The sequence below is a fragment of the Phenylobacterium sp. genome (genome assembly GCF_031984885.1).
GTDB lineage: Bacteria > Pseudomonadota > Alphaproteobacteria > Caulobacterales > Caulobacteraceae > Phenylobacterium.
The window spans coordinates 1-25380 of record NZ_DAMABV010000024.1 but is presented as its reverse complement, the minus strand read 5'-3'; the positions used below and the strand labels follow the sequence as shown (position 1 = coordinate 25380).

At 70.6% G+C, this 25380-nt stretch carries 18 protein-coding genes; 11 read left to right on the top strand and 7 right to left on the bottom strand.

Annotated features, from left to right (window positions below):
• Positions 1 to 105: 105 nt before the first annotated feature.
• Positions 106 to 1812, bottom strand: a complete 1707-nt coding sequence (locus RTL41_RS20375; RefSeq protein WP_312167136.1) for a lysine--tRNA ligase — start codon at positions 1810 to 1812, stop codon at positions 106 to 108.
• A 120-nt stretch (positions 1813 to 1932) separates the two neighbouring features.
• Here RTL41_RS20375 and phnD point away from each other — a divergent pair, with 120 nt between their 5' ends.
• A complete protein-coding gene (phnD, locus tag RTL41_RS20370) occupies positions 1933 to 2934 on the top strand; it encodes a phosphate/phosphite/phosphonate ABC transporter substrate-binding protein (protein ID WP_312167134.1) in 1002 nt (333 codons plus the stop codon).
• Between the two features lie 55 nt (positions 2935 to 2989).
• Complete coding sequence (locus RTL41_RS20365; protein WP_312167132.1) at positions 2990 to 3370, top strand: hypothetical protein; 381 nt, start codon at positions 2990 to 2992, stop codon at positions 3368 to 3370.
• A 98-nt stretch (positions 3371 to 3468) separates the two neighbouring features.
• Here RTL41_RS20365 and RTL41_RS20360 read toward each other — a convergent pair whose 3' ends face one another.
• Together RTL41_RS20360 and RTL41_RS20355 are read right to left on the bottom strand one after the other, a co-directional pair.
• A complete protein-coding gene (locus tag RTL41_RS20360) occupies positions 3469 to 3879 on the bottom strand; it encodes a PaaI family thioesterase (RefSeq protein WP_312167131.1) in 411 nt (136 codons plus the stop codon).
• On the bottom strand, positions 3876 to 4319 hold the full coding sequence (locus RTL41_RS20355; protein WP_312167129.1) for a PaaI family thioesterase: 444 nt from the start codon (positions 4317 to 4319) through the stop codon (positions 3876 to 3878). The genes RTL41_RS20360 and RTL41_RS20355 overlap by 4 nt, the downstream gene beginning before the upstream one ends.
• A 375-nt stretch (positions 4320 to 4694) precedes the next feature.
• Here RTL41_RS20355 and RTL41_RS20350 point away from each other — a divergent pair, with 375 nt between their 5' ends.
• Both RTL41_RS20350 and RTL41_RS20345 read left to right on the top strand, forming a co-directional pair.
• Entirely contained in the window at positions 4695 to 5705 is a 1011-nt protein-coding gene (locus RTL41_RS20350; RefSeq protein WP_312167127.1) for a ligase-associated DNA damage response exonuclease, read from the top strand.
• Complete coding sequence (locus RTL41_RS20345) at positions 5705 to 7324, top strand: cisplatin damage response ATP-dependent DNA ligase (protein ID WP_312167126.1); 1620 nt, start codon at positions 5705 to 5707, stop codon at positions 7322 to 7324. Before RTL41_RS20350 ends, RTL41_RS20345 begins: the two co-directional genes overlap by 1 nt.
• 149 nt (positions 7325 to 7473) lie before the next feature.
• Here RTL41_RS20345 and RTL41_RS20340 read toward each other — a convergent pair whose 3' ends face one another.
• The gene (locus RTL41_RS20340; protein WP_312167124.1) at positions 7474 to 9054 is read right to left on the bottom strand and encodes a M28 family metallopeptidase; all 1581 of its coding nucleotides are present in this window, start codon (positions 9052 to 9054) and stop codon (positions 7474 to 7476) included.
• Between the two features lie 201 nt (positions 9055 to 9255).
• Between RTL41_RS20340 and acs the strand changes: the two genes are divergently transcribed.
• From acs to RTL41_RS20315, 5 genes are all read left to right on the top strand, one after another.
• A complete protein-coding gene (acs, locus tag RTL41_RS20335; RefSeq protein ID WP_312167122.1) occupies positions 9256 to 11193 on the top strand; it encodes an acetate--CoA ligase in 1938 nt (645 codons plus the stop codon).
• Positions 11194 to 11238: 45 nt separating this feature from the next.
• Positions 11239 to 11808, top strand: a complete 570-nt coding sequence (locus RTL41_RS20330) for an SRPBCC family protein (protein WP_312167120.1) — start codon at positions 11239 to 11241, stop codon at positions 11806 to 11808.
• Positions 11809 to 11823: 15 nt separating this feature from the next.
• Positions 11824 to 12807 carry a small ribosomal subunit Rsm22 family protein gene (locus RTL41_RS20325; protein WP_312167118.1) on the top strand — a complete coding sequence of 328 codons (984 nt, stop codon included), beginning with the start codon at positions 11824 to 11826 and terminating at the stop codon, positions 12805 to 12807.
• Between the two features lie 111 nt (positions 12808 to 12918).
• Positions 12919 to 13902 carry an NADP-dependent oxidoreductase gene (locus tag RTL41_RS20320; RefSeq protein ID WP_312167117.1) on the top strand — a complete coding sequence of 328 codons (984 nt, stop codon included), beginning with the start codon at positions 12919 to 12921 and terminating at the stop codon, positions 13900 to 13902.
• Positions 13903 to 14111: 209 nt separating this feature from the next.
• Positions 14112 to 16922: a pitrilysin family protein gene (locus RTL41_RS20315; protein WP_312167116.1), complete on the top strand. Its 2811-nt coding sequence runs from the start codon at positions 14112 to 14114 to the stop codon at positions 16920 to 16922.
• 298 nt (positions 16923 to 17220) lie between these two features.
• Here RTL41_RS20315 and RTL41_RS20310 read toward each other — a convergent pair whose 3' ends face one another.
• The 3 genes from RTL41_RS20310 to RTL41_RS20300 form a co-directional block, all read right to left on the bottom strand.
• Positions 17221 to 18519, bottom strand: coding sequence for an Hsp70 family protein (locus RTL41_RS20310; RefSeq protein WP_312167114.1), 1299 nt, complete (start codon positions 18517 to 18519; stop codon positions 17221 to 17223).
• Positions 18520 to 18814: 295 nt separating this feature from the next.
• The gene (locus RTL41_RS20305) at positions 18815 to 21103 is read right to left on the bottom strand and encodes an NADP-dependent malic enzyme (protein ID WP_312167113.1); all 2289 of its coding nucleotides are present in this window, start codon (positions 21101 to 21103) and stop codon (positions 18815 to 18817) included.
• Positions 21104 to 21216: 113 nt separating this feature from the next.
• Positions 21217 to 22509: a S41 family peptidase gene (locus RTL41_RS20300; RefSeq protein WP_312167112.1), complete on the bottom strand. Its 1293-nt coding sequence runs from the start codon at positions 22507 to 22509 to the stop codon at positions 21217 to 21219.
• A gap of 222 nt (positions 22510 to 22731) precedes the next feature.
• On the opposite strand from RTL41_RS20300, the gene dapB reads away from it, so the two are divergent.
• A complete protein-coding gene (gene dapB, locus RTL41_RS20295) occupies positions 22732 to 23502 on the top strand; it encodes a 4-hydroxy-tetrahydrodipicolinate reductase (protein WP_312167111.1) in 771 nt (256 codons plus the stop codon).
• The gene (locus RTL41_RS20290; protein ID WP_312167109.1) at positions 23502 to 24929 is read left to right on the top strand and encodes an amidase family protein; all 1428 of its coding nucleotides are present in this window, start codon (positions 23502 to 23504) and stop codon (positions 24927 to 24929) included. Before dapB ends, RTL41_RS20290 begins: the two co-directional genes overlap by 1 nt.
• Positions 24930 to 25380 lie beyond the last annotated feature (451 nt).

Here is a 25380-nt window from a genome sequence, read left to right as displayed (position 1 = left end):
AACGCCGTCCTCAGAGACCTAACAGCCCCAAAAACTCAACTGACTTGATGACACCGGGGTTATTCCTTCCCCCTCATGACGGGGGAGGAAGAAGAGAGCAGGCCCCTAGGCCGCGACCAGTTCGCCGGCCAGCGCCCGCTCGATCAGGGCGATGGTCCGCTCCAGGCCGAAGATCGCCGCGAAGGAGCCGAAGCGCGGTCCCTGGCTCTGGCCCAGCAGCACCTCGTAGAGCGCCTGGAACCAGGCCCGCAGCGGCTCGAAGCTGGCGGCCTTGCCGACCTCGAACACCTCGTTCTGGATGGTCTCGGCGTCGGCCTCGGCCGGCAGCGCCTTGAGGCGGGCCAGCAGGTCCTCCATCGCCGCGCGCTCCTTGGCGTCGGGCGCCCGGAACCGCTTCGAGGGCTTCACGAAGTCCTCGTAATAGTTGATCGCATAGCCGACCAGGCGGTCCAGGGTCGGCTCGGTCTGCGGCGTCGCGCCGGGCATGTAGCGGCTGATGAAGCCCCAGAGGATGTCCTTGGTCGAGGCGTCGGCCGCCGACACCAGGTTCAGCAGCAGCGAGAACGACAGCGGCGAGCCCTTCTGCGGCGGCGCCCCGCGATGGACGTGCCAGGCCGGGTTGTCGATCGCCGTGGCGTTCGAGGTCGCGCGCGCCTTGTTGAAGGCTTCGAGCTGCTGGAGGTACTCGTCCGTCGCCTTGGGGATGACGTCGAAATAGAGCCGCTTGGCCGACTTCGGCGACTGGTACATGTAGTAGGCGAGACTCTCGGGCGCGCCGTAGCGCAGCCACTCCTCCATGGTCAGGCCGTTGCCCTTGGACTTGGAGATCTTCTGGTTGTTCTCGTCCATGAACAGCTCGAAGTGGAAGGCCTCCGGGGGCGTCCCGCCCAGCACCTTCACCAGCTTGTTCGAAACCCGCACGGAATCGACCAGGTCCTTGCCCGAGGCTTCGAAATCGACGCCCAGCGCATACCAGCGCGCCGCCCAGTCGGGACGCCATTGCAGCTTCACATGGCCGCCGGTGACCGGGATCTCGGTCAGGGTCCCGTCCTCGTCGGGGAAGGTGATGGTGCCCTTCTCGACGTCGCGGCCGACGGTGGGCGCCTGCAGCACCCGGCCCGACTTCGGGCTGATCGGCAGGAACGGCGAATAGGTGGCGCGCCGCTCCTCGCCAAGCGTCGGCAGCATCACGCCCTGGACGGCGTCGAACCGCTCCAGGATCTTCAGCAGCACCTCGTCGAACCGGCCCGACCTGTAGGTCTGGGTCGACGACATGAACTCGTAGTCGAAGCCGAAGCCGTCGAGGAAGGCGCGCAGGCGCGCATTGTTGTGGTGGGCGAAACTTTCGTACTCGCCGAACGGGTCGCGCACGGCCGAGACCGGCTTGTCGCGGTCCTCTTCCAGCATCTCGCGGTTGGGGACGTTGTCGGGGATCTTCCGCAGCCCGTCCATGTCGTCGGAGAAGACGATCAGCTTGGTCGGGATGGCGTCCTCGGTCAGGGCGCGGAACGCGGTGCGCACCATGGTCGGCCGCGCCGCCTCGCCGAACGTGCCCATGTGCGGCAGGCCCGAGGCCCCGAACCCGCACTGGAACACCACCGGCTGGGCCAGCACCGGGAAGGTGGTCACCGCCTCGTCGGCCTTGCCCTCGCCGATCAGGCTGGCGGCCAGGTCGCGCTCGGCGTCGGACAGCCGCAGTTTGAGGATCCGATCCAGCAGGATGCGGGCCTGTTCGAAGGGCCAGCTTTTCGCTTCGCGCGCCTGAGCCGAGAGGCCGCGCAGGGAGGGGTTCTGGATCGAGGTGTCAGACATCTGCGCGGCCTAACCCCAGTAGCCGCTCGCCTCAAGCAGACTTTTGCGCTCATCTGCGTCGCCGAGCCGTCACGGAACCGGTGCAGAAGCCGGGCCAGCCGCTCCATCGGGGGAAGTCAGATGATCTCGCGCCGCCTTGCGCTCGCTCTCGCCGCAGGCCTGGCGCTGGCCGCCTGCGGCCAGGAGCAGGACGCCAAGCCCGTCGCCCCGACCGTGGTCAACTTCTCGATCATGTCCACCGAGGGCCGCCAGACCCAGATGGACGACTGGGGCCCGTTCCTGGCCGACATGGAGAAATCCATCGGCATACCGGTGAAGCCGTTCTTCGGGACCAACTACACCTCGCTGATCGAAGCGATGCGCTTCAGGCAGACCGACGTCGGCTGGTTCACCAACCAGTCGGGCCTGGAGGCCGTGCGCCGCGCCAACGGCGAGGTCTTCGCCCGCACCGTCAAGCCGAACGGCCCCGACGGCTACGAGGCGGTGATCGTGGTCAAGAAGGGCTCGGGGATCACCCTCGACCGGCTGCTGAAATGCGACCGCAAGCTCAACTTCGGCATGGGCGACGCCAAGTCCACGTCCGGCACGCTGGCGCCCATGACCTACCTGTTCGCCCCGCGGGGCCTGGACCCCAACACCTGCTTCAAGACCGTGCGCTCGGCCAACCACGAGGCCAACCTGTTCTCGGTCGCCCAGGGCCTGCTGGACGCGGCGACCAACAACACCGCCTCCATGGAGCGCATGGAGATGCTCGGCACCGAGATGTCGAAGAAGACCCTGGCCAGCCTCGACGTGATCTGGACCTCGCCGACCATCCCCGAGGACCCCATGGTCCGCCGCAAGGACCTCGACCCGGCGGTGAAGGCCAAGATCGACGCCTTCATGTTCAGCTACGGGACCGGCGAGGGGCCCGAGGCCGAGCGCCAGCGCAAGATCCTCGAACGCATCCAGACCAAGCCCTTCAAGCACGCCGACGACACCCACCTGTTGCCGGTCCGCGAGATGGAGGCCGCCGGCCAGTTGATGCAGGCCCGCACCAAGGGCGACGCGCCGGCCATGCGCGCGGCCCAGGCCGAACTGGACAGGATCGCGGCCGAGCGGAAGGCCCTGGCGGCCCAATAGGGAACCCAACGGCCGCTGCGGCGTCCTCTATCCTCAAGCTTGGACGGAGACGCCGATGAACCTGCTGCTCGCGAAGAGGGCCCTGGGCCTGTTTTCCCTCGCCGTCGGCGTGGCCGCCGTCGCCGCGCCGCGCCAGGTGACGAGGTTCCTCGGCCTCAACTTCGACGACCAGGCGATGAGCGCCTTCGGGGCGCGCGAGATCGCCTCGGGCGCGGGCCTGCTCTCGCCCGTGCCGCCGGGGCCCTGGTTCTGGATGCGGGCCGGCGGCGATCTCATGGACCTGGCCGTCCTGGGCCGCGCCATCGGCCGCGACAACCCCCGCCGCAAGATCGCCTACGCCGCCTTCGGCGCGGTGGCCGCCATCGCCGTGGTCGACATCGCCATCGCCATCCACGCCGCCCGCAACCGCCGCGAGGAAGAAGCCGCGGCGGCATAGCATCCCGGTTTCGGCGCGGCCGAAGACCGGGACTCATCAACACCTGATCGTCGAGTTGACCCGCGGCCCGCTTGCCTGGGCGGCGCACGCAGCGGAAACTAGGTCCCGCTCAGCAGGAAGTGCCCGCGCAGCGCCGCGGCCGGCTTGTCGCGCGCCTCCTGCCAGGCCTCGACATGCACGTTGGCGATCTGGCGGCCGACCTTCCGCACGTCGGCGCGGGCGTACATGGTCATGGCCTTGCCGGGCCGCAGGTACTCGATGGTGATGTCGATGGTCTTGTGGACCTTGGCGCTGGGCGCGATCACCGATAGCTGGGCTAGGGCGGTCATTTCCATGAACGCCCCGATCACCCCGCCGTGCAGGGCCGGCAGCATGACGTTGCCGATCAGGTGCGGCGCGAACGGCAGGATCGCGGTCATCTCGTCGCCGGCCAGCTCGGCCCGCATGCCCAGGAACCGCACATAGGGCACCCGGCCGAGGAACTCTTCGAGGCGTTGGGCGGGACTCATGGGGCGGCCCGCTTGAGGACGAACGCCGCCTGGGCCGTGGCGATCGGGTCCTCGGGGTCCACGTCGAAGGCGTGGGCGCGCACGAAGGCGATGTTGCGGGTCAGCTTGTAGCAGTGGGCGCTGGCGGTGACGTCGGCGCGCGGGGCGGCCGGGCGCATGTAGTCGATGCGCAGGTCGAGGGTCGCCGTGGAGAGAAAGCCGCCCTCCAGCGACCGCGAGGTCACGGCCAGGCCGCAGACGTGATCGAGCAGCGCGGTGACCACCCCGCCCGCGATGACGCCGGTATCGGGATCGCCGACCAGCTCCTCGCGCCAGGGGGAGAGAATGGAGCCTCGCTGCGGCTCTACGGAAATCAGCTTGAAGCCGAGGGCGGAGGCCTGCGGCACGGTCTCGACCATGTGCCGGGCCGCATCGCGAAGGGCCTCCGGGGATATCGTCATCCCCTGTCTTTGAGGCGCCTCCGCCTATCGGTCAACGTGACGGTAGGTCAATTTCAGGCCGCCCGCTCAAGCGACGCCGGCGGCCTTGGTGACGATCGCGACGGCGATGGCCATCAGCGGGGTGGCGGCGAGCACGAGATTGGCGAAGCCGTTGAGAGCGAAGGTGTTGCGCATGGTGTTGTCCCTCTGGTCTGGTGTGGGCCGCGACGTCCGCGTCCCGATGAGAGGGGTATAGGCAACGACTTTCACGAATACTCGTTAAGTCTTGGTCATGACGCCGATTTCACAATATGAATACTGCGTAATGTTTCATCCAGACCAGATCCTCCCCCGCTGGGGGAGCATCCTCCGCTCCTCCGCCCCATATCCCCAGACATGATCCGGCCCGAAAGCCTGCTCTGCCCCAAGCCCGAGGGGCTCTACTGCGCGCCCGGCGACTTCTTCGTCGATCCGGTGCGCCCGGTGGCGCGCGCCGTGATCACCCATGGGCACTCCGACCACGCCCGCGCCGGCCACGGCACGGTGATCGCCACCCCGCAGACCCTGGCGATCATGGCCGAGCGCTACGGCGCCGATTTCGCCGGCTCGGTCCAGCCGCTGGCCTATGGCCAGAGCGTCACGCGCGACGGGGTGCAGGTCACCCTGGTCCCGGCCGGCCACGTGCTCGGCTCGGCCCAGGCCGTCGTCGCCTGGAAGGGCCTGACCATGGTGGTGTCGGGCGACTACAAGCGCCGCCGCGACCCGACCTGTCCGCCGTTCGAGCCCGTGCCCTGCGACGTCTTCATCTCCGAGGCCACCTTCGGCCTGCCGGTGTTCCGCCACCCCGACGACGCCCACGAGATCGCCAGGCTGCTGCGCTCGGTGCAGCAGTTCCCCGACCGCGCCCACCTGGTCGGGGCCTATGCGCTGGGCAAGGCCCAGCGGATCATCCGCCTGCTGCGCGAGGCCGGCTGGGACCGGCCCCTCTATGTCCACGGCGCGCTCGAGCGGCTGAACCATCTCTATGAGCGGCATGGCGTGCCGCTCGGCCCGCTGGCCCCGGCCACCTCGACCGCCAAGCCCGACTTCGCCGGCCAGATCATCATCGCCCCACCCGGCGCCCTGGCCGACCGCTGGTCGCGCCGCTTCCCCGACCCGGTCGCCGCCTTCGCCTCGGGCTGGATGCAGGTGCGCGCCCGCGCCCGCCAACGCGGCGTCGAGCTGCCGCTGGTGATCTCCGACCACGCCGACTGGGACGAGCTGACCGCCACGGTCGACGAGCTGCGCCCCGCCGAGCTGTGGATCACCCACGGCCGCGAGGAGGCCCTGCTGCGCTGGGCGCAGCTCCACGACATCAAGGCCCGCGCCCTGGCCCTGGTCGGCTACGAGGACGAGACCGAGGACTGATGCGCGCCTTCGCCGAGCTCCTGGACCGCCTGTCGCTGACCGCCTCGCGCAACGCCAAGCTCGTCCTGCTGCGCGACCACTTCGCCAATGCCCCCGATCCCGACCGCGGCTGGGCGCTGGCCGCCCTGACCGGCGACCTGAGCTTCGACGCCGCCAAGCCGGCCTTCATCCGCAAGGCGGTCGAGGCGCGCATGGACCCGGTGCTGTTCGGCTGGTCCTACGACTATGTCGGCGACCTGGCCGAGACCGTCGCCCTGGTCTGGCCCGCCCGCCCCGGCGCCAACCGCGAGCCGGAGCTGTCGGAGGTGGTGGGCGCCCTGCAAAGCGCCAGCCGCGCCGAGGTCCAGCGGCTGATCGAGGGCTGGCTCGACGCCCTCGACGCCACCGGCCGCTGGGCCCTGCTCAAGCTGATGACCGGGGGCCTGCGCATCGGCGTCTCGGCCCGCCTCGCCAAGACCGCGGTCGCCGCGCTCGGCCCGGTGGAGGTTTCCGAGGTGGAGGAGGTCTGGCACGCCCTGCGCGCGCCCTATGACGACCTGTTCGCCTGGCTGGAGGGCCGCTCGGACCGGCCGACCGCCGACGCCCCCGGCCGCTTCCGCCCGGTGATGCTGGCCCAGGCGATCGACGAAGCCGTCGACTTCGCCAGGCTCGATCCGGGCGACTACGCCGCCGAATGGAAGTGGGACGGCATCCGCGTCCAGGCGGTCAGCGAGGGCGGCGTGCGCCGGCTCTACACCCGCACCGGCGACGACATCTCGCGCACCTTCCCGGACGTGATCGAGGCGCTCGACTTCGAAGGCGCCCTCGACGGCGAGCTGCTGGTCCTGCGCGAGGGCGGCATGGCCAGCTTCGCCGACCTGCAGCAGCGGCTGAACCGCAAGAGCGTGAACGACAGGATGCTGGCCGACTTCCCGGCCGGAATCCGCGCCTACGACCTGCTGTCCGACGGCGGCGAGGACGTCCGGCCCCTGCCCTTCGCCCGGCGCCGCGCGCGGCTGGAAGCCTTCGTCGGCGCCCTGCAGACCAGCCGCATCGACCTCTCGCCGATCGAGCCCTTCGCGACCTGGGAGGAACTGGCCCTGCTGCGCCGCGAGCCGCCGCCCGGCGACCCGACCCTGGCCGAGGGCCTGATGCTCAAGCGCTGGGACAGCGTCTACGAGGCCGGCCGCCCCAAGGGGCCGTGGTTCAAGTGGAAGCGCGACCCGTTCCTGATCGACGCGGTGCTGATGTACGCCCAGCGCGGCCACGGCAAGCGCTCCAGCTTCTACTCCGACTACACCTTCGGGGTCTGGGCCGAGGCGGTGGACGGGTCGCGCGCGCTGACCCCGGTCGGCAAGGCCTATTTCGGCTTCACCGACGAGGAGCTCAAGGAGATCGACAAGTACGTCCGCGACCACACGGTCGACCGCTATGGCCCGGTCCGCGCCGTCCGCGCCGACGTCCGCCACGGCCTGGTGTTCGAGGTCGCCTTCGAGGGCCTGCAGCGTTCCACCCGCCACAAGTCCGGCGTGGCCATGCGCTTCCCCCGCATCAGCCGCATCCGCTGGGACAAGCCGGCCGGCGAGGCCGACGACCTGGCGACCCTGGAGCGGATGCTGGAGCAGATGGAGGGGCGTTAGATCCAGATCCTCCCCCGCTGGGGGAGGTGGATCGATGCGCAGCATCGAGACGGAGGGGGACTGCTCTCGCAGCAGGGAAGCTCAAAGTCCCGCTCAGTCAGCTTCGCTGACAGCTCCCCCAGAGGGGGAGCATCTAAGCTTCGGCGTGCCTACTTCGCGAACCGCTTGAAGAAGCTCTCGTCCTTCCATCGCGGCGTCGCCGGTTCGTTGGCCACGTCGGTGATCAACTGCGCCAGGAAGGCGTCGAACTTCACCGCCTCGGCCTTCTCCACCGGCTGGTCGAGGTCGTCGGCCAGGGCGTGGTAGCGTTCGGCCCGCCAGGCCTTCTCGATCGCCGCGCGGTCGGTGCCCTCCTTGAAGCCGAACTTGAACGACAGCGCCGGAACCCCGGCCCGGATGAAGCTGTACTGGTCCGAGCGGATGAACGAGTTGCGGTCCGGATAGGGGTCGGCGACCACCTCCAGGTTCGCGGCCCCGGCCGCCGCCTTGGCGGTGTCGCCCAGGGTGCTCTCGTCGATCCCGTAGATCAGCACCGAGTCGAATTTCCAGAGCGGCAGCGCCATGTCCATGTTGAGGTTGGCGACCACCGAGGCCGCCGGCACGCTGGGCTTGCCGGCGAAGTATTTCGAGCCCAGCAGCCCTTTCTCCTCGCCGGTCACCAGCACGAACAGCACCGAGCGCTTGGGCCTCGCCTTCGCGGCCGCCATCTCGCGGGCGATCTCCAGCACCGAGGCCACCCCTGCGCCGTTGTCCAGCGCCCCGGCATAGTAGGGCGCGCCCTGGCCGCTCGTGTTGACGCCCAGGTGGTCGAGGTGGGCGGTGACGACCACATGCTCGGCCTTCAGCTTCGGATCGCCGCCCGGCAGCTTGGCCACGACGTTGGCCGAGGCCACCTGCCCCACCTCGCTCGCCACCTGCGCCTTCAGCGCCAGGTTCAGGGGAAAGCCCTCGATCGGCTTGGCGGCGTCGGCCAGGGCCAGCACGTCCGCGAACCGATGGCCCGACCTGGCGAACAGCTTCTCGGCCTCGGCGGGGTTGAAGCTGGCCGAGAACGCCTCGCCGGGCAGTTCGCGCAGGTCCTCGTCGGCGGGATACATGCCCGGCTGGCCGGCGCTCTGCATCTGCCGCGTCCACGGCACGTCCATCGACTTGGGCGTCGGCAGGGCGATCAGCCCGACCGCCCCGGCCGCCCGCGCCGCGCGCCAGGTCTCCGAGCCGCGCGAATGCGCCTTCAGCGCCGCCGAGATGTCGCCCGGCCCACCGTTCACATAGACAGCGATCTTGCCCTTCAGGTCCTGTCCGGCGAAGTCGTCATAGCCGGCCTCGGGCAGGTGCAGGCCATAGCCGATGAACACCAGCGGCGCCTCGATCGCCTTGGGCTGCGGGATGCGCGCGCCCAGCAGCAGGTCCGGCCCGATGCGCAGCGGCTGTTCCTGGCCCTCGACGACCAGCGCCGCGCTCGACCCCTCGCCCAGCACCCGCTGCACGGTGAACCTCATCGGCTGCAGGAAGCCGTCAGTCCCGGCCGGCTTCAGCCCATAGGCCTTGAACTGCCCGGCCGCATAGGCCGCGGCCCTGTCGTAGCCCGGCGTCCCGGTCAGCCGCCCCTCGAACTGCGGCCCGGCCAGGGTCTCCACATGCGACCACCAGCGGGCGCCGTCGGCGTCGGCCGCCGCGGCGGCGGGAAGGGCGCTCAGGGCGACCAGGGCGAAGGCAAGGGGAAGGCGCATCGGCGACGAACGGCTCCGGTTGTCGGGGAAAGGTTCGACCATTCACCGATGCCGCCCGGGTCTGCAAGTCACCGACCCGTAAGATCCTCCCCGCAAGGGCGGGGTGATCGCATATGGCTCGACTTTCGCCCCCTGGGCGGTTGCGCAGGCCGCCCCACTCCGCATAACTCCCCGCAAAGCGTGAAACAGGGAGTGCGCGGCGTGAGCGAAGGCGAAGTCTTTCCGGTTCCGAAGGCCTGGGCGGAGCGGGCCCACATGGACGCGGCCGGCTACGAGGCCGCGGTGGCGCAGGTCGAGGCCGATCCGATCGGCTACTGGACCAAGGTCGCCGGCCGTCTCGACTGGAGCAAGCCGTTCACCCAGGTGAAGGACGTCTCGTTCGCCAAGGACGACTTCCGCATCCGCTGGTACGCCGACGGCGAGCTGAACGTCTCGGTCAACTGCCTGGACCGCCACATCCCCACCCGCGGCGACCAGAAGGCGATCATCTGGGAAGCCGACGACGGCGAATGGACCACCCTGACCTACCGCGAGCTGCTCGCCGAGGTCTGCCGCATGGCCAACGTGCTCAAGGCCAAGGGCGTCAGGAAGGGCGACCGCGTCACCATCTACCTGCCGATGATCCCGCAGGCGGCGGTGGCCATGCTGGCCTGCGCCCGCATCGGGGCGATCCATTCGGTGATCTTCGGCGGCTTCTCGCCGGACTCGATCGCCGGCCGCATCCAGGACTGCGACAGCCGCATCGTCATCACCGCCGACGAGGGCCTGCGCGGCGGCAAGACCGTGCCGCTCAAGCGCAACGTCGATGAGGCGCTGGCCTCCTGCCCCGACGTCACCGACGTCATCGTCGTGCGCCGCACCGGCGCCGACGTGCCGATGACCGCCGGCCGCGACGCCTATTTCGGCGAGCTGAAGCAGGGCGTCTCCGACACCTGCGATCCCGAGCCGATGAACGCCGAGGACCCGCTGTTCATCCTCTACACCTCCGGCTCGACCGGAAAGCCCAAGGGCGTGCTGCACACCACCGGCGGCTACCTGACCTGGGCGGCGCACACCCACGAGCTGGTCTTCGACTACCGCCCCGGCGAGGTCTTCTGGTGCACCGCCGACGTGGGCTGGGTCACCGGCCACAGCTATGTCGTCTACGGCCCGCTGGCCAACGCCGCGACCACCCTGATGTTCGAGGGCGTGCCCAACTACCCGACCAACTCCCGCTTCTGGGAGGTGATCGACAAGCACAAGGTCGAGATCTTCTACACCGCCCCCACCGCCATCCGCGCCCTGATGCGCGACGGCGACGAGCCGGTGAAGCGGACCTCGCGCGCCTCGCTGCGCCTGCTGGGCACGGTGGGCGAGCCGATCAATCCCGAAGCCTGGCTGTGGTACGACCGCGTGGTCGGCGAGGGCCGCTGCCCGATCGTCGACACCTACTGGCAGACCGAGACCGGCGCCTGCCTGGCCTCGCCCCTGCCCGGCGCCCACGCGACCAAGCCCGGCTCCTGCGCCAAGCCGCTGCCCGGCGTGAAGTTCCAGTTGGTCGACGCCGAGGGCGGCGTGCTCGAGGGCGCCACCTCCGGCAACCTCTGCATCACCGATAGCTGGCCCGGCCAGATGCGCACGGTCTATGGCGACCACCAGCGCTTCTTCGACACCTACTTCTCGACCTATGCCGGCAAGTACTTCACCGGCGACGGCTGCCGCCGCGACGAGGACGGCTACTACTGGATCACCGGCCGGGTCGACGACGTGATCAACGTCTCGGGCCACCGCCTGGGCACCGCCGAGATCGAGAGCGCCCTGGTCGGCAACGAGAACGTGGCCGAGGCCGCGGTCGTCGGCTATCCGCACGACGTCAAGGGCCAGGGGGTCTACTGCTTCGTGACCCTCAAGGCCGACGTGGCCCCGACCGACATCCTGCAGGCCGAGCTCAAGGGCTGGGTCCGCCGCGAGATCGGCCCCTTCGCCGCCCCCGACGTCGTCCAGTTCGCGCCCGGCCTGCCCAAGACCCGCTCGGGCAAGATCATGCGCCGCATCCTGCGCAAGATCGCCGAGAACGACCTCGGAAACCTCGGCGACACCACCACCCTGGCCGATCCGGCCGTGGTCGACGACCTGGTCAAGAACCGTCACGGCTCCTGAGGCGTTACCCCCTCACGGGGAGAAGCTACGCCGTGAGGAAGCGCCATGCGGGCGGCCGCCGCCCTTGTCGCCGCCCTGGCCCTTTGCGGGCCAGGGGTGGTCTGGGCTGACGCCGGCCCGGGCCACGAGGGCGTCCGCGTCGAGGTTCTCGCCGATCCGGGCGGCGCCTCGGGCCTGATCCGCGGCAGCGTCGAGATCGACGCCCCGCCCGAGGCGGTCTGGAAGGTGATGGTCGACTGCGACCTCGCCCCGCGCATGGTCCGTCGGCTGAAGAGCTGTCGCATCCTGCAGAGCGACCCCGCCGGCCGCTGGGACGTGCGCGAGCACGTCAGCCGCGCCGGACTGCTGCCGCCGGTCCGCAGCGTCTTCCGCTCCGACTACGACCCGCCCCGCCGCATCCGCTTCTACCGCGAGGGGGGCGAGCTGAAGGTGCTCGACGGCGAATGGCGGCTGGTCCCGCTCGACGGCGGCGCGCGGACCCGCGTGCACTACGAGAGCCGCGCCTCGACCCCCTTCGCCATCCCCGCCCCCATCGCCCGCATGGCCCTGCGCCGCGACATCCCCGACGCCCTCGCCGCGCTCCGCCGCGAGGTGATGGCGCGAACCGCCCGCTAGCGCTAATCCACCGCCATGTCCTTCGACCTGCCGCCCCAGCTCCGCCACGCCGCCGACCGCCTGATGGAGGGCGTCTCGCGCAAGGACATGGCCCAGCGCGCGGGCGCGATCTCGGCCCGCTACCGGGCCGGCGGCGGCTCGGCCGCGGTGGTCGCCAGCCAGGCCGACGCCACCGCCTATGTGCTGACGCGGCTGCCGGCCACCTACGCCGCCTGCGGCCGGGTGTTCGAAGAGCTGACCCAACGCGCCCCCGGCTTTTCCCCCGCCAGCCTGCTCGACGCCGGCGCGGGGCCCGGCGGGGCCGGCTGGGCGGCGCTGGAGACCTGGCCGGCGATCGCCGCCGCCGCCCTGCTCGACTCCAACCGCGCCTTCCTCGACATCGCCGCGACGCTGGCCGCCGACGCCCCCGCGCCGCTGGCGGCCGCCGAGCGCATCCGCGCCGACCTCACCGCCCCGGGCGACTGGCCCAGCGCCGACCTCGTCGTCGCCAGCTACGCCCTGGCCGAGATCCCCGAAGCCAGGCAGGCGGCGACCATCGCCGGGCTCTGGGCCTCGACCCTCGGCGTCCTGGCCCTGGTCGAGCCTGGAACCCCGGCCGGCTGGCGGCGCATCCTGGCCGCGCGCGCGACCCTGATCGAGGCCGGCGCGGCGATCCTCGCCCCCTGCCCGCACCAGGCGCCCTGCCCGCTCATCGCCCCCGACTGGTGCCACTTCAGCCAGCGCCTGGCCCGCTCGCGCGACCACCGCCTGGCTAAGGGCGCCGAGACCCCGTTCGAGGACGAGAAGTTCATCTACCTGCTGGCCGCCCGGCCCGGCGTCGCGGCCGAGCCGCCCGCCGCCCGCGTCCTGGCCCCGCCCCGCGCCGGCAAGCCGGGGATCGAGCTCAAGCTCTGCACCCCGCAGGGAACCGCCGAGCTGCGCTTCGCCGCCAAGCGCGACAAGGCCGCCCACGCCGTCGCCCGCCGGCTCGACTGGGGCGACGCGCTCCCGGCCGACTGATTTCGAACATTCGTTTGAAAGCCCTGGCCTTACGGCGTTCGGCAGGCGACAACTTCCCTTCGGCCCGCCCGCATTGAGGGCCGACGCATTTCAAAGACAAAGGGAGGCCATATGCCCAAAAGCCGTGAGATCCACCTCGTCGCCCGCCCGAACGGCATGCCCGCCCAGGCCGATTTCGCCCTGGTGGAGACCCAGGTCCCCGACGCCGCCGACGGCGAGGTGCTGGTCGAGAACCTCTACATGTCGGTCGATCCGGCCATGCGTCCGCGCCTCACCGCCGGCCAGGACCTGAACGTCGCCATGATGGGCGGCGCCCTGGGCCGCGTCGTGCAGTCCAAGAACCCCGACTTCGCGGTCGGCGACCTGGTCTCCAACCGCAACGGCTTCCGCGAGTTCTTCACCTCCGACGGCAAGGGCCTGACCAAGCTGGTCTCCGATCCCGACCTGCCGCTCACCGTCCACATGCACGCGCTGGGCATGACCGGCTTCACCGCCTATGGCGGCCTGCTGCACATCGGCCAGCTCAAGGACGGCGAGCAGGTGTTCGTCTCCACCGCCGCCGGCGCGGTCGGCTCGGTCGCCGCCCAGATCGCCAAGATCAAGGGCTGCTACGTCGTGGGCTCCACCGGCGCCGCCGACAAGGCCGCCTGGCTGAAGGACGAGGTTGGGCTCGACGCGGTGATCAACTACAAGGAAACCCCGATCCGGAAGGCGCTCGAAGACGCCACCCCCAAGGGCATCGACGTCTATTTCGACAATGTCGGCGGCGACCACCTGGAGGCCGCCCTGCGCCGCATCAACACGCTCGGCCGCATCCCGGTCTGCGGCTTCATCTCCGGCTACAATTCGGGCCACTCCAGCGTCTCGAACCTGTCGAACATCATCTATTCGCGGGTGATGCTGCGCGGCTTCGTCGGCACCGACTTCCTGCACCTGCACGGCCAGTTCCTCAGCGACATGGCCGGCTGGCTGAAGGAGGGCAAGGTCAAGTACCAGGAGACCATCCTCGACGGCGTCGCCAACGCCCCCAGCGCCCTCATCGGCCTTATGGAGGGCCGGAACTCCGGCAAGATGCTGGTCAAGCTGGCGGAGTAACCCGAGCCCGGTTTGCCAAGCAGGACCGGGACCCATTCGCGCCTGATCTCTCAGGCGACACCGCGGCGGCCCTCACCCAGCCCTCTCCCCTTGGGGAGAGGCCGGGTGAGGGGGATGGGGCCGGGATGATGACAATCCCGTAAGCTTCCGACCGCTTCCCATGCGCGGGGCGAGTGCTAGGGTCGGCGCTCGCCAACCGGGAAGTCCGTATGCTTCGTCACGCCGCCCTCGCGCTCACCCTCTGCCTGGGTCTCGCCCTTCCCGCCGCCGCGGCCGACAGCGTCCCGCCCATCGCCTACCAGGAACGCACGCTCGCCAACGGGCTGAAGGTGTTCTCCTCGGTCGACCGCACCACGCCCAACGTCACGGTCCAGGTCTGGTACGGCGTCGGCTCCAAGGACGATCCGGTCGGGCGCTCGGGCTTCGCGCACCTGTTCGAGCACATGATGTTCAAGGCCACGCGCGACATGCCGTCCGAGACCATCGACCGCATGACCGAGGATGTCGGCGGCTTCAACAACGCCTCCACCTACGACGACTTCACCAACTACTACGAGGTCGTGCCCGCCAATCACCTGGAGCGGCTCTTGTGGGTCGAGAGCCAGCGCCTCGGCGCGCTGGTCGTCGACGAGGCGACCTTCAAGTCCGAGCGCGACGTGGTGAAGGAGGAGCTGCGCCAGTCGGTGCTGAGCCAGCCCTACGGCCGGCTGTTCTACCTCTACCTGCCCCAGGCCAGCTACCAGCTTCACCCCTACAAGCGCCCCGGCATCGGCTCGATCGAGGAGCTGGACGCCGCCACCATCGACGACGTGCGCGCCTTCCACGCCGCCTATTATCGGCCCGACAACGCCGCCCTGATCGTGGTCGGCAATTTCGACCAGGCCGAGCTCGACGCCTGGGTCGACAAGTATTTCGGCCCCTTGAAGACCCCCGCCGCGCCGATCAGGCGCGTCACCGCCGTCGAGCCGCCGCGCACCACGCCCGGCGTCTTCAAGGGCTATGGCCCCAACGTGCCGCTGCCGGCGATCCTGATGACCTGGCATGCCCCCGACGCGGCCAGCCCCGACGCCCCGGCCCTGACCGTGCTCGACGCCATCCTCTCCAGCGGCAAGTCCTCGCGGCTCTACGACAGCCTGGTCTACGACCAGCAGGTCGCCACCGAGGTGTTCTCCGACGCCTCCCTGCCCCAGCAGCCGGGCCTGGTCATGCTGGGCGCCATCCTTTCGGGCGGCAAGTCGATCGACGAGGGCCAGAAGGCGCTGCTGGCCCAGGTCGCCAGGCTGCGCGACGCCCCGCCCACCGACGCCGAACTGACCGAGGCCAAGAACGAGCTGGTCGCCGGCAAGCTGCGCGAGCGCGAGACCATCGACGGCCGCGCCTTCGCCCTCGGCTACGCCCTGCGCACGGCCGGCGACGCCGCCCTGGCCAACCGCGAACTGGCGCAGCTGCAGGCCGTCACCGCCACCGACGTCCAGCGCGTGGCGCGGAAGTACCTGACCGACGCCGGCCGCATGACCATTCTCTACCAGCCCGAGAGCGCCCGCCCGGCCGGCGAGACCGAGGCCGTCGAAAGGCCGCCGGTCGTCGCCTCCGCCAGGTACACCGGCCCCATCGTCACCCTCGCCCCCGAGGGCCGACGCCAGGCGCCGCCGCCCGTCGCCGCCCCGGTCGAGCCCGTGCTGCCCGAGCCGGCCGAAAAGACCCTGGCCAACGGCCTGAAGGTCATCGTCGCCAAGTCCTCGGACCTGCCGCTGGTCACCGCCGCCCTGACCGTGCGGGCCGGGGCCTGGGCCGATCCGCAGGGGCTGTCGGGCGCCATGGGCATGACCGCCGGCATGCTGACCGAAGGCACGAAGACGAGAGGCGCGCAGGAGATCGCCAGCCAGATCGAGGCGCTGGGCGCCGTGCTCTCGTCCGGGGGCGGCCAGGAGTCGTCGGCCGTGACCCTCAACGTCATGCCCGAGAAACTGCCCGCCGCCATGGCGATCATGGCCGACGTGGTGAAGAACCCGGCCTTCGCCGAGGAAGAGCTGGAGCGCCAGCGCGTCCAGGCCCTCGACGGCCTCTCGGTGGCCTATCAGTCGCCGGGCCAACTGGCCGGCTTCGCCGCCTCGCCGGTGATCTTCTCCGGCACCCCGTTCGGCCATGTCGCGTCGGGCACGCCCGGCTCGCTCGGCAAGCTGGCGACCGGCGACCTCGCCGCGCTGCACGGCCGCTACTTCCGGCCCGACAACGCCATCCTGGTGCTGACCGGCGACATCACCGCCGACCAGGGCTTCAAGCTGGCGCAGGACGCCTTCGGCGACTGGACGGCCCCCGCCGGCCCCGCCCCGGCCCGCGCCGAGGTCCAGCCCAAGGCGCCGCCGCGCGCCGTCGCCATCGACCTGCCGGGCACAGGCCAGGCGGCGGTCACGCTCGCCAAGGCCGCGATCGCACGCGGCGACGGCGCCTACTATCCGGGGATCGTCGCCAATTCGGTGCTCGGCGGCGGCTATTCGGCCCGCCTCAACCAGGAAATCCGCATCAAGCGCGGCCTCTCCTACGGCGCCACCTCGCGGCTCTCGGCCATGCGCACCACCGGCCTGTTCCGCGCCGCGGCCCAGACCAAGAACGAGTCCGCGCCGCAGGTGCTCGACCTGATGCTGGCCGAGCTCAAGCGCCTGGCCGACGCCCCCACCGGCGAGGACGAGCTGAAGGCCCGCAAGTCGGTGCTGGTCGGCGGCTTCGGCCGCGAGCTGGCCACCACCGACGGCCTGGCCGGCATCCTCGGCAACCTCGCCCTCTACGACCTGCCGCTCAGCGAGGTCGCCGACTACACCGGCAAGGTCGAGGCCGTCACCGCCGGCCAGGTCCAGGACTTCGCCGCCGCCAACCTCGCCCCCGAGACGGTCAGCGTCATCGTCGCCGGCGACGCCAAGGCCTTCACCGACGGCCTCAAGCAACGCCGCCCGAACCTGGAACTGGTCCCGGCCCAGGACATCGACCTCGACGCAGTGAACCTGAAGAAGACCGCCCCCTAAGCGTCATCAAGTCAGTTGAGCTTTGGGGGCGGGACCGCGCCTCATTCGTCAGGCGCGGGACGAATGGGTCCCGGACAAGCCCTCCGGGCTTTCCGGGATGACACGGGAAGCACGGCGCCAAAGGCGCGCTCCACCCCTCGCGCCACGCCATCCACCCCCACGGCGCCTTCGTGCTCTTCGTGTCCTTCGTGGTCTTGGTGTTTCAAAATCCACCAAGCAGCTTGCGCCAACCGCTGCCGGAGAAAAACAGGTGTCATCCCGGTTTGCGCCGCAAGACCGGGGTGACACGGCGGGGAAACTAAGCCCCCCGCGCCCACTTCGTCAGGTCGCGTTCGCGGCCCATCAGCGCCAGGCCCGAGGCGATCGACTCCAGTTCCGAGCCGCTCTCGATCTTCGACGCGTCGAACCGCCGGTAGAAGATGTCGCGCACCGCCGGGACCAGTGACGAGCCGCCGGTCAGGAACACCCGGTCGATGCTCCCGGCGTTGAGCCCGGCGTCGCCCATCGCCCGGTCCACCGCGTCCTCGATCAGGTGCAGCTCCGGCGCGATCCAGTCCTCGAACTCGGCCCGCGCGACCTGGTGGGAGATGTCGATCCCGCCCGCCTCGAACCGGAACTGCGCCGTCTCCTGCGAGGACAGCGCCTCCTTCAGCGCCGACACCGCGCGGTAGAGCCGGTAGCCGTAGTTCTCGTCCAGCACCTCGACCAGCCGCTCGATCTTCTCGGGCTCGACCGCCTCGCGGACCAGCTTGCGGATCTCGCGCATGTCGCGGCTGGCGCGCATCAGCGCCAGTTGGTCCCAGCGCGCGAAGGTCGAATAGTAGCGGTTCGGCACCGGCAGGATCTTGCCGAACGACCTGTAGCTCGAGCCCTTGCCCAGTTCCGGCGAGACCAGGTTGTCGATGATCCGGTAGTCGAAGGCGTCGCCCGCCACGCCGACCCCGGCCCGGCCCAGCGGCGTCGAATGGATCTCGCCGTTCTCGCGCGTGAAGCGGATGATCGAGAAGTCGCTGGTGCCGCCGCCGAAGTCGCCGACCAGCACGGTGGCGTCCTCCCGCAGCTCGCGGGCGAAGAAGAACGCCGCCCCGACCGGCTCGTAGGAATAGAGGATCTCCTCGAACCCCAGCCGCCGGAACGCGGTCTCGTAGCGCGCCAGGGCCAGCTCCTCGTTCGGCGCGCCGCCGGCGAAGGTCACCGGCCGCCCGACGATCACCCGCCTGGGCAACTGCGCCAGGTCCTCGCCCGCGTGCTCGCGCAGCTTCAGCAGGAAGGCCGAGAGCAGGTCCTCGAACACGTAGCGGCGGCCGATGATCTGGGTCTCGGTGAAGCTCTCCGAGGCCGCGAAGCTCTTGAACGACTGGATGAACCGCGTCTCCAGCGGGTCTTCCACATAGGCCTCGATCGCCCACGGCCCGGCCTCGACCTCGCGGTCGTTGGGCTGCTCGGGCGGGGCGTAGAACGACAGCGCCGAGCGGAAGGCGAACACTTCCCTCTCCGGGGCCGGGAACTTCACCAGATGCGCCGGCCCGTCGGCCCCTGCGAGCGCGACGACGGTGTTGGTCGTGCCGAAGTCGATGCCGATGCTCAGACCGGTCATGGGTCGCGCTCCTGTTCGATGCGGAAGCGGCGCGACGGCGAAACTCAGTCCCTCCCCCTCTGGGGGAGGTGGATCGATGCGTAGCATCGAGACGGAGGGGGCCGGCTCTCAAAGCAGAAGAGCCAGAAGTCCCCCTCAGTCAGCCATGCGGCTGACAGCTCCCCAGCGGGGGAGCATCTGTTCCGGCCTGAGATCCGTAGCGCGACGTCCTGCTTCTTCCGGGGGATGGGACGGACGCGCCGCCCGCACCCCCAGGAGCAGGCGGCCCGTTAGTTCGACGTGGCGAGCGCCAGGCTCATCCTTGCGCCTCGACCACGTCCTGCTCGTAGGCGGCCAGGGTCGCCATCTGCAGCACGCGGGAGACCGAAGCCGACAGCGGCGCGATCTGCACCGACTTCGACAGGCCCAGCAGCAGCGGGCCGATGACGGTCGCCCCGCCGAGGGCCTGCACAAGCTGGGTCGAGATCGCCGCCGAGTGGATGGCCGGCATGATCAGCACGTTGGCCGGGCCGGTCAGGCGCATGAACGGATAGTTGACCCGCTTGCTGGGATCGAGCGCCAGCTCCGGCGGCATCTCGCCCTCGTACTCGAAGTCGACCTCCATCTCGTCGAGGATGGCGACCGCGTCGCGCACCTTCTCCGAACGCATGCCCATCGGATTGCCGAAGGTCGAGTAGGACATGAAGGCCACCCGCGGCACGTAGCCCAGGGTCTTGACCGTGCGGGCCGCCTCCATGGCGATCTCCACCAGTTCCTCGGCCTCGGGCATCTCGGTGACGTTGGTGTCGGCGATGAACAGGGTGTGGCCCTTGGCCAGCACCACGCTCATGCCCATCACCCGGCCGTCCGGGGCCGGGTCGATCACCCGCAGCACCTCTTCCAGCACCTGGTCGTAGGAGCGGGTCACCCCGGTCACCATGCCGTCGGCATAGCCCAGCGCCACCATCGAGGCGGCGAACGAGTTGCGGTCCTGGTTGATCAGCCGCTGCACGTCGCGCTTCAGGTAGCCCTGCCGCGACAGCCGCTCGTAGAGGAAGTCCACGAACTCCGGGTTCCAGTCGGAGACCCGCGCATTGATGATCTCCAGCTTGGCGTCGTCGGGGTTGAGGCCGGCGGTGATCATGTTCTCGCGCACCAGGTCCTCGCGGCCGACCAGCACGGCGTGGCCCAGGCCCGCGGACTGGAAGGCGTGCGCCGCGCGGATCACCGTCGGCTCCTCGCCCTCGGCGAAGACGATGCGCTTGTCAGGCGCCTTCAACACCGCGCCCTGCAGCTTCTGCAGGAAGGCCGCGGTCGGGTCGAGCCGCTGCGCCAGCGAGGCGCGGTAGGCGTCCATGTCGACGATCGGCTTGCGGGCGACGCCGGTGTCCATCGCCGCCTGGGCGACGAACGGCGGGATGTAGGTGATCAGCCGCGGATCGAACGGCGTGGGGATGATGTACTGCGGCCCGAACTTCAACTGGGTGCCGTGATAGGCGGCCGCCACCTCGTCGGGCACGTCCTCGCGGGCCAGTTCGGCCAGGGCGCGGGCGCAGGCGATCTTCATCTCCATGTTCACGCGGCGGGCGCGCACGTCCATGGCGCCGCGGAAGATGTAGGGGAAGCCCAGGACGTTGTTGACCTGGTTGGGATAGTCGCTGCGGCCGGTGGCGACGATGGCGTCGGGCCGCACCGCATGGACCTCCTCAGGCGTGATCTCCGGATCGGGGTTGGCCATGGCGAAGATGATCGGCTTGGGGGCCATCGACTTCACCATCTCCTGGCTCAGCGCGCCCTTGGCCGACAGGCCCAGGAACACGTCGGCCCCTTCCAGGGCGTCGGCCAGGGTCCGCTTGTCGGTGTCGACCGCGTGGGCCGACTTCCACTGGTTCATCCCCGTGGGCCGGCCGTTGTAGATGACCCCGGTGTTGTCGACGGCGATGCAGTTCTCGGCCCGCACCCCCATGGCCTTGATCAGCTCCAGCGAGGCGATGCCCGCCGCGCCGGCGCCGCAGAGCACCACCTTGACGTCCTTCAGCTCCCGCCCGGTGATCGCGCAGGCGTTGATCAGGCCGGCGGCCGAGATGATCGCCGTGCCGTGCTGGTCGTCATGGAACACCGGGATGTCGAGCAGCTCCTGCAGCTCGGTCTCGATGCGGAAGCACTCGGGGGCCTTGATGTCTTCGAGATTGATGCCGCCGAAGGTGATCCCGATGTTCTTGACTACGGTGATGATCTCGTCGGGATCGGTGGCGCTGACCTCGATGTCGATCGAGTCGACGTCGGCGAAGCGCTTGAAGAGGACGCTCTTGCCCTCCATCACCGGCTTCGAGGCCAAGGCCCCGAGATTGCCGAGCCCCAGGATCGCGGTGCCGTTCGAGATCACCGCCACCAGGTTGCCCTTGGAGGTGTAGTCGTAGGCGGTTTCCGGATCTTCGGCGATCTTGAGGACGGGTACGGCCACCCCCGGCGAATAGGCAAGCGACAGGTCCCGCTGGGTGGCCATCGGCTTGGTCGGCGCAATGGCGATCTTCCCGGGGGTCGGATGCTTGTGGAAGCTCAGGGCTTCTTCGTCGGTGAAGGTGCGTTTCTCGGCGTCGCTCATAGGCGCGGCGGTTCCTCTCGGCCTCTAGGGGGCCCCTCTGGGTCTGGAAAAGGGGGCCAACCTATAGAGCCGGGGCGCCGGTCACAACACCTCACAAATGTCATATCGCCGAGCTATTTCGCCGTGGCGGGCAAGGTGTTGCGGGCTTGCCGCGCGGCCGAGCCGTCGGGCGCCAGGAAGACCAGCGCGGCCGCCTCGAACCTCACCCTGCGTGAGGGTTCGCCCGCCACCACGAACAGGCCGGCCTCGTCCAGCGGGACCAGGATGCTCGGCGGGCGCCGCCCGGTGCGCAGCAGCAGGCGCTCGCCGTCCAGGCCGACCTCATAGGCGCCGTAGGTCCCGGCGAAGGCCGCCAGCCGCGCCGCCTCCAGCTTCGGCGCGGGGGCCAGGGCCTCCAGCGCCCAGCGGTTCTCGGTCAGGGCCGGCTCGCCCAGCGGCGCGGAGGCCAGCCTGGTCAGGGCCAGGACCTGCGCCCGGGTCAGCGCCTGGGCCGCCGGCGCCTGCACGTCGGGCTGCACCCCCGTCCCTTCCCAGTTGGTCCCGGTGATCGGGTTGACCGGCGCGCCGTCGGAGACGAACACGCTCAGCCCCTCGCCCACCGGGACCGAGCCGCCGGGATTGGCGCCGCCGGCCGAGCGCTCCCCGACCACGCTCGCCCGCCCGGCCGCCTGCAGGGTGTAGGCGAAGCTCTCGGCCGCCGAGGCGGTGCGGCCGCTGGTCAGGACGTAGAGCGGCGTGTCCAGCCGCCGCTGGCCCTTGATCGGCACGATCGGCGCCTCGTCGGCGTCGGGTTCGCCGCGGGTCTTGAAGACGTTGTAGATCCTGGCGTCCTGCGGGACGAAGTGGCCGATCAGGTAGCCGACCATGGCCGGCGATCCGCCGCCGTTCTCGCGCAGGTCGAAGATCAGCGCGTCGGTCCCGGCGACCAGGGCCAGGGCCGCATCCGCCGCCTCGCGCGCGCTCTGGTCGCCGTCCGGGGTGAAGTCGGCGAAGCCGCGCAGGTCGACATAGCCGATGTTGCCCGGCAGCACCTTCACCGCCGCGAAGCCGTAGCCGCCCCGCCGCGACAGGAAGCTCGGCGGCCCGCGCCGGACCGGGACGGCGTCGGCGCTCGCCGCGACCGGCGGCGACCAGCTCACCGCGAAATGCCCGTCCTGCGGCCGCAGCCGGTCGGTCAGGGCCACGGCGAAATCGCGCGGATCGGTCAGCTTGTCATAGGCGCCCTTCCTGGCCTCGGCGCGCAGCTCGGCGGCGATCTTCGCGGCCTTGGCCTCGTCGAAATAGCGGCTGGCGATCGCATCGGCGATCTTGCCGACGCTGGCCCGCGGCGAGATCGCCTGCTGCGCGAAGCTCGGCGCAGCGAAGGCGAGCGAAAGCGCCAGGGCGCTGGCGAGCAGGATTTTCATTTGGCGGCTCCGAGGTCTGGCGAGCGATGTTCCGCGACAGCTTGACCACAATGGGGCGGACGGGAAAGCGCCCAGCGCCGGCCCTGGTCGCAGGGCGGTTCCTGCTGGTCGCACGGCATGCTCCGCTGGCGCTTCCCGGACCTCGACCGGCCGGCCGGCCTTGACCGCAACCCCCAGGACGCGAGACTAGCGCCCTGAGTTTCGCGTCCTGGAGAGTTCCCCGTGACAGCCCCCATCGACATCGCCGTGGCCGGCGTGCTCGGCCGCATGGGCCAGGCCGTGAGCGCCGTCGTCGCCGGCCGCCAGGACGTGCGCCTGGCCGCCCGCTTCGACCGTCCGGGGGCCGAGGGCGAGGGCCTGGTTCGGCTTGAGCAGGCGCTGGAAAACGCCCAGGTGGTCATCGACTTCACCACCCCCGCCGCCTCCGTCGCCCTGGCCCAGGCCGCCGCCGCCCGCGGCGCGCCGGCCCTGGTCATCGGCTCCACCGGCGCCTCGCCCGAGCAGGTCGAGGCCATCGCCGCGGCGGCCCGGTCCGTACCGATCGTCTTCGCCGGCAACTACTCGCTGGGGGTCAACATGCTGATGGGGCTGGTCGCCCAGGCCGCCCGCGCGCTCGCCGCCGACAGCTACGACATCGAGATCACCGAGGCGCACCACAAGCGCAAGGTCGACGCCCCCTCCGGCACCGCCCTGATGCTGGGCGAGGCCGCCGCCCGCGGCCGCCAGGTCGCGCTGGCCGACGTCGCCCAGCGGGTGCGCGACGGCCTCACCGGCGCGCGGCCCACGGGCGAGATCGGCTTCTCGGTGATCCGCGGCGGCGGCGTCATCGGCGAGCATTCGGTGATCTTCGCGGCCGAGGACGAGATCCTCACCCTCAGCCACTCGGCCCGCGACCGCGGCCTGTTCGCCCGCGGCGCGGTGGAGGCCGCCCGCTGGGTCGCAAGCCAGCCGCCCGGCCTCTACGACATGCAGGACGTCCTGGGACTGAAATGATGGCCGACCTCCTCGCCCGCGACGCCACCGGTCAACTGTCGGCGCTGAGGGCCGGGGAGGTCTCCGCCGTCGAGCTGCTGAAGCTGGCCCTCGCCCGCCACGAGCAGACCCACGCCCGGCTGAACGCCGTGGTCGCCGCCGACGTGGAGCGCGCCCTCGACCTCGCCAAGGCCGCCGACGACCTGCGCGCCAAGGGCGCCGGCGGCCCGCTGACCGGCCTGCCGATGACCATCAAGGACACCCTCGACGTGGTCGGCATGGCCGCCTCGTCCGGGGTCGAGGCCCTGCGCCGCCGCAAACCCGACGACGCTGCGGTGGTCGCCGCCGCCCGCCAGGCCGGGGCGGTGATCTGGGGCAAGACCAATGTCCCGGTCATGGCCGCCGACTGGCAGTCGTTCAATCCGCTCTACGGGACCACCAACAATCCCTGGGACGTCTCGCGCACGCCCGGCGGCTCGTCGGGCGGGGCCGCCGCGGCCCTGGCCGCGGGCGTCACGGCGCTGGAGATCGGCTCCGACATCGGCGGCTCGCTGCGCGTGCCGGCCAGCTTCTGCGGGGTGTTCTCGCACAAGCCGAGCTGGGGCCTGGTCTCGCAGGCCGGCCACGTGCCGCCCGCGCCCGGAACCCACGCCGAGCGCGACCTCAACGTCGTCGGCCCCATAGCCCGCTCGGCCCGCGACCTGCGCCTGCTGCTCTCGATCCTCGCCGCCGGGGTGCCGGCCAGGGCCGAGATCGCCGACCTCAAGACCCTGAAGCTCGGCCTCTGGCTCGACGGCTTCCCGCTGGATCCCGAGGTCCGCGCGGTGCTGGAGGACCTGGCCGGCCGCCTGCGCGCCGCCGGGGTCGAGGTGCGGCCGATCTCCGCCCCGGTGGCGCTGGACCAGTTGATGGACGCCTACCAGGTGCTGCTCCGCTCGGTGATCGCCACCGACATGCCGGCCCGGGCCCAGGCCGCCATGCGCCGCATGCGCGGCCCCGCCGCCGTCGCCCTGGCCCTGGGCGCGGGCCGCGGGTCCTGGGCCGACGTCACCCGCGCCTACACCGCCAGCCACGCCGAATGGATCGCCGCCGACGAGGCCCGCGCCCGCCTGCGCAGCACCATGTCGGCCGCCTTCGGGGCCTTCGACGCCATCCTCGCCCCGGTCGCCGCCACCGTCGCCTTCCCGCACGACCACAGGCCGTTCGCCAGCCGCCGGCTGAAGCTGTCGGACGGAACCTCGACGCCCTATCCGGGCATGCTGAACTGGATCGCCCTGGCCACCGCCTGCCACCTGCCGGTCACCACCCTCCCCGCCGGCCTCGCCGCCAGCGGCCTGCCGGTCGGCGCCCAGGTCATCGGCCCGCACGGCGCCGACTCCCGCACCCTCTCCATCGCCCAGGCCATCGACGAAGCCCTCGGCGGCTTCATCGCCCCACCCCCGGCCTGACGCCGCCGCAACCCTTGCGCCTGGACGCGCCGGCGCTGGGGCGCACGAAGAGCACGAAGGCGCCGTGCGCGCGCAAAGCTGAACGCCAAACGGGAAACCGCCCCGCTCACCCACCGATGTCATCCCGGTTTGCGCAGCAAGACCGGGACCCATGAACACTGGATGGATCAGGACCCGCAAGGCCGCGCCTCATTCGCCAGGCCCGGCGTCAATGGGTCCCGGACAAGCCCTCCGGGCTTTCCGGGATGACACGGGAAGCACGGCGCCAAAGGCGCGCTCCACCCCTCGCGCCACGCCATCCACCCCCACGGCGCCTTCGTGCTCTTCGTGTCCTTCGTGGTCTTGGTGTTTCAAAATCCGCCGAGCAGCTTGCGCCAGCCGCTGCCGGAGGAAAAACAGGTGTCATCAAGTCAGTTGAGTTTTTGGGGCTGTTAGGTCTCTGAGGACGGCG

What these genes read in the sequence shown, in the direction of transcription:
- RTL41_RS20325 (WP_312167118.1), top strand. Translation starts at nt 11,824, where the DNA reads ATGTCCTTCGACCTGCCGCCCCAGCTCCGCCACGCCGCCGACCGCCTG.
- RTL41_RS20375 (WP_312167136.1), bottom strand. Translation starts at nt 1,812, where the DNA reads ATGTCTGACACCTCGATCCAGAACCCCTCCCTGCGCGGCCTCTCGGCT.
- RTL41_RS20310 (WP_312167114.1), bottom strand. Translation starts at nt 18,519, where the DNA reads ATGACCGGTCTGAGCATCGGCATCGACTTCGGCACGACCAACACCGTC.
- RTL41_RS20350 (WP_312167127.1), top strand. Translation starts at nt 4,695, where the DNA reads ATGATCCGGCCCGAAAGCCTGCTCTGCCCCAAGCCCGAGGGGCTCTAC.
- RTL41_RS20365 (WP_312167132.1), top strand. Translation starts at nt 2,990, where the DNA reads ATGAACCTGCTGCTCGCGAAGAGGGCCCTGGGCCTGTTTTCCCTCGCC.
- RTL41_RS20300 (WP_312167112.1), bottom strand. Translation starts at nt 22,509, where the DNA reads ATGAAAATCCTGCTCGCCAGCGCCCTGGCGCTTTCGCTCGCCTTCGCT.
- RTL41_RS20340 (WP_312167124.1), bottom strand. Translation starts at nt 9,054, where the DNA reads ATGCGCCTTCCCCTTGCCTTCGCCCTGGTCGCCCTGAGCGCCCTTCCC.
- phnD (WP_312167134.1), top strand. Translation starts at nt 1,933, where the DNA reads ATGATCTCGCGCCGCCTTGCGCTCGCTCTCGCCGCAGGCCTGGCGCTG.
- RTL41_RS20360 (WP_312167131.1), bottom strand. Translation starts at nt 3,879, where the DNA reads ATGAGTCCCGCCCAACGCCTCGAAGAGTTCCTCGGCCGGGTGCCCTAT.
- RTL41_RS20345 (WP_312167126.1), top strand. Translation starts at nt 5,705, where the DNA reads ATGCGCGCCTTCGCCGAGCTCCTGGACCGCCTGTCGCTGACCGCCTCG.
- RTL41_RS20315 (WP_312167116.1), top strand. Translation starts at nt 14,112, where the DNA reads ATGCTTCGTCACGCCGCCCTCGCGCTCACCCTCTGCCTGGGTCTCGCC.
- RTL41_RS20290 (WP_312167109.1), top strand. Translation starts at nt 23,502, where the DNA reads ATGGCCGACCTCCTCGCCCGCGACGCCACCGGTCAACTGTCGGCGCTG.
- RTL41_RS20320 (WP_312167117.1), top strand. Translation starts at nt 12,919, where the DNA reads ATGCCCAAAAGCCGTGAGATCCACCTCGTCGCCCGCCCGAACGGCATG.
- RTL41_RS20305 (WP_312167113.1), bottom strand. Translation starts at nt 21,103, where the DNA reads ATGAGCGACGCCGAGAAACGCACCTTCACCGACGAAGAAGCCCTGAGC.
- RTL41_RS20330 (WP_312167120.1), top strand. Translation starts at nt 11,239, where the DNA reads ATGCGGGCGGCCGCCGCCCTTGTCGCCGCCCTGGCCCTTTGCGGGCCA.
- RTL41_RS20355 (WP_312167129.1), bottom strand. Translation starts at nt 4,319, where the DNA reads ATGACGATATCCCCGGAGGCCCTTCGCGATGCGGCCCGGCACATGGTC.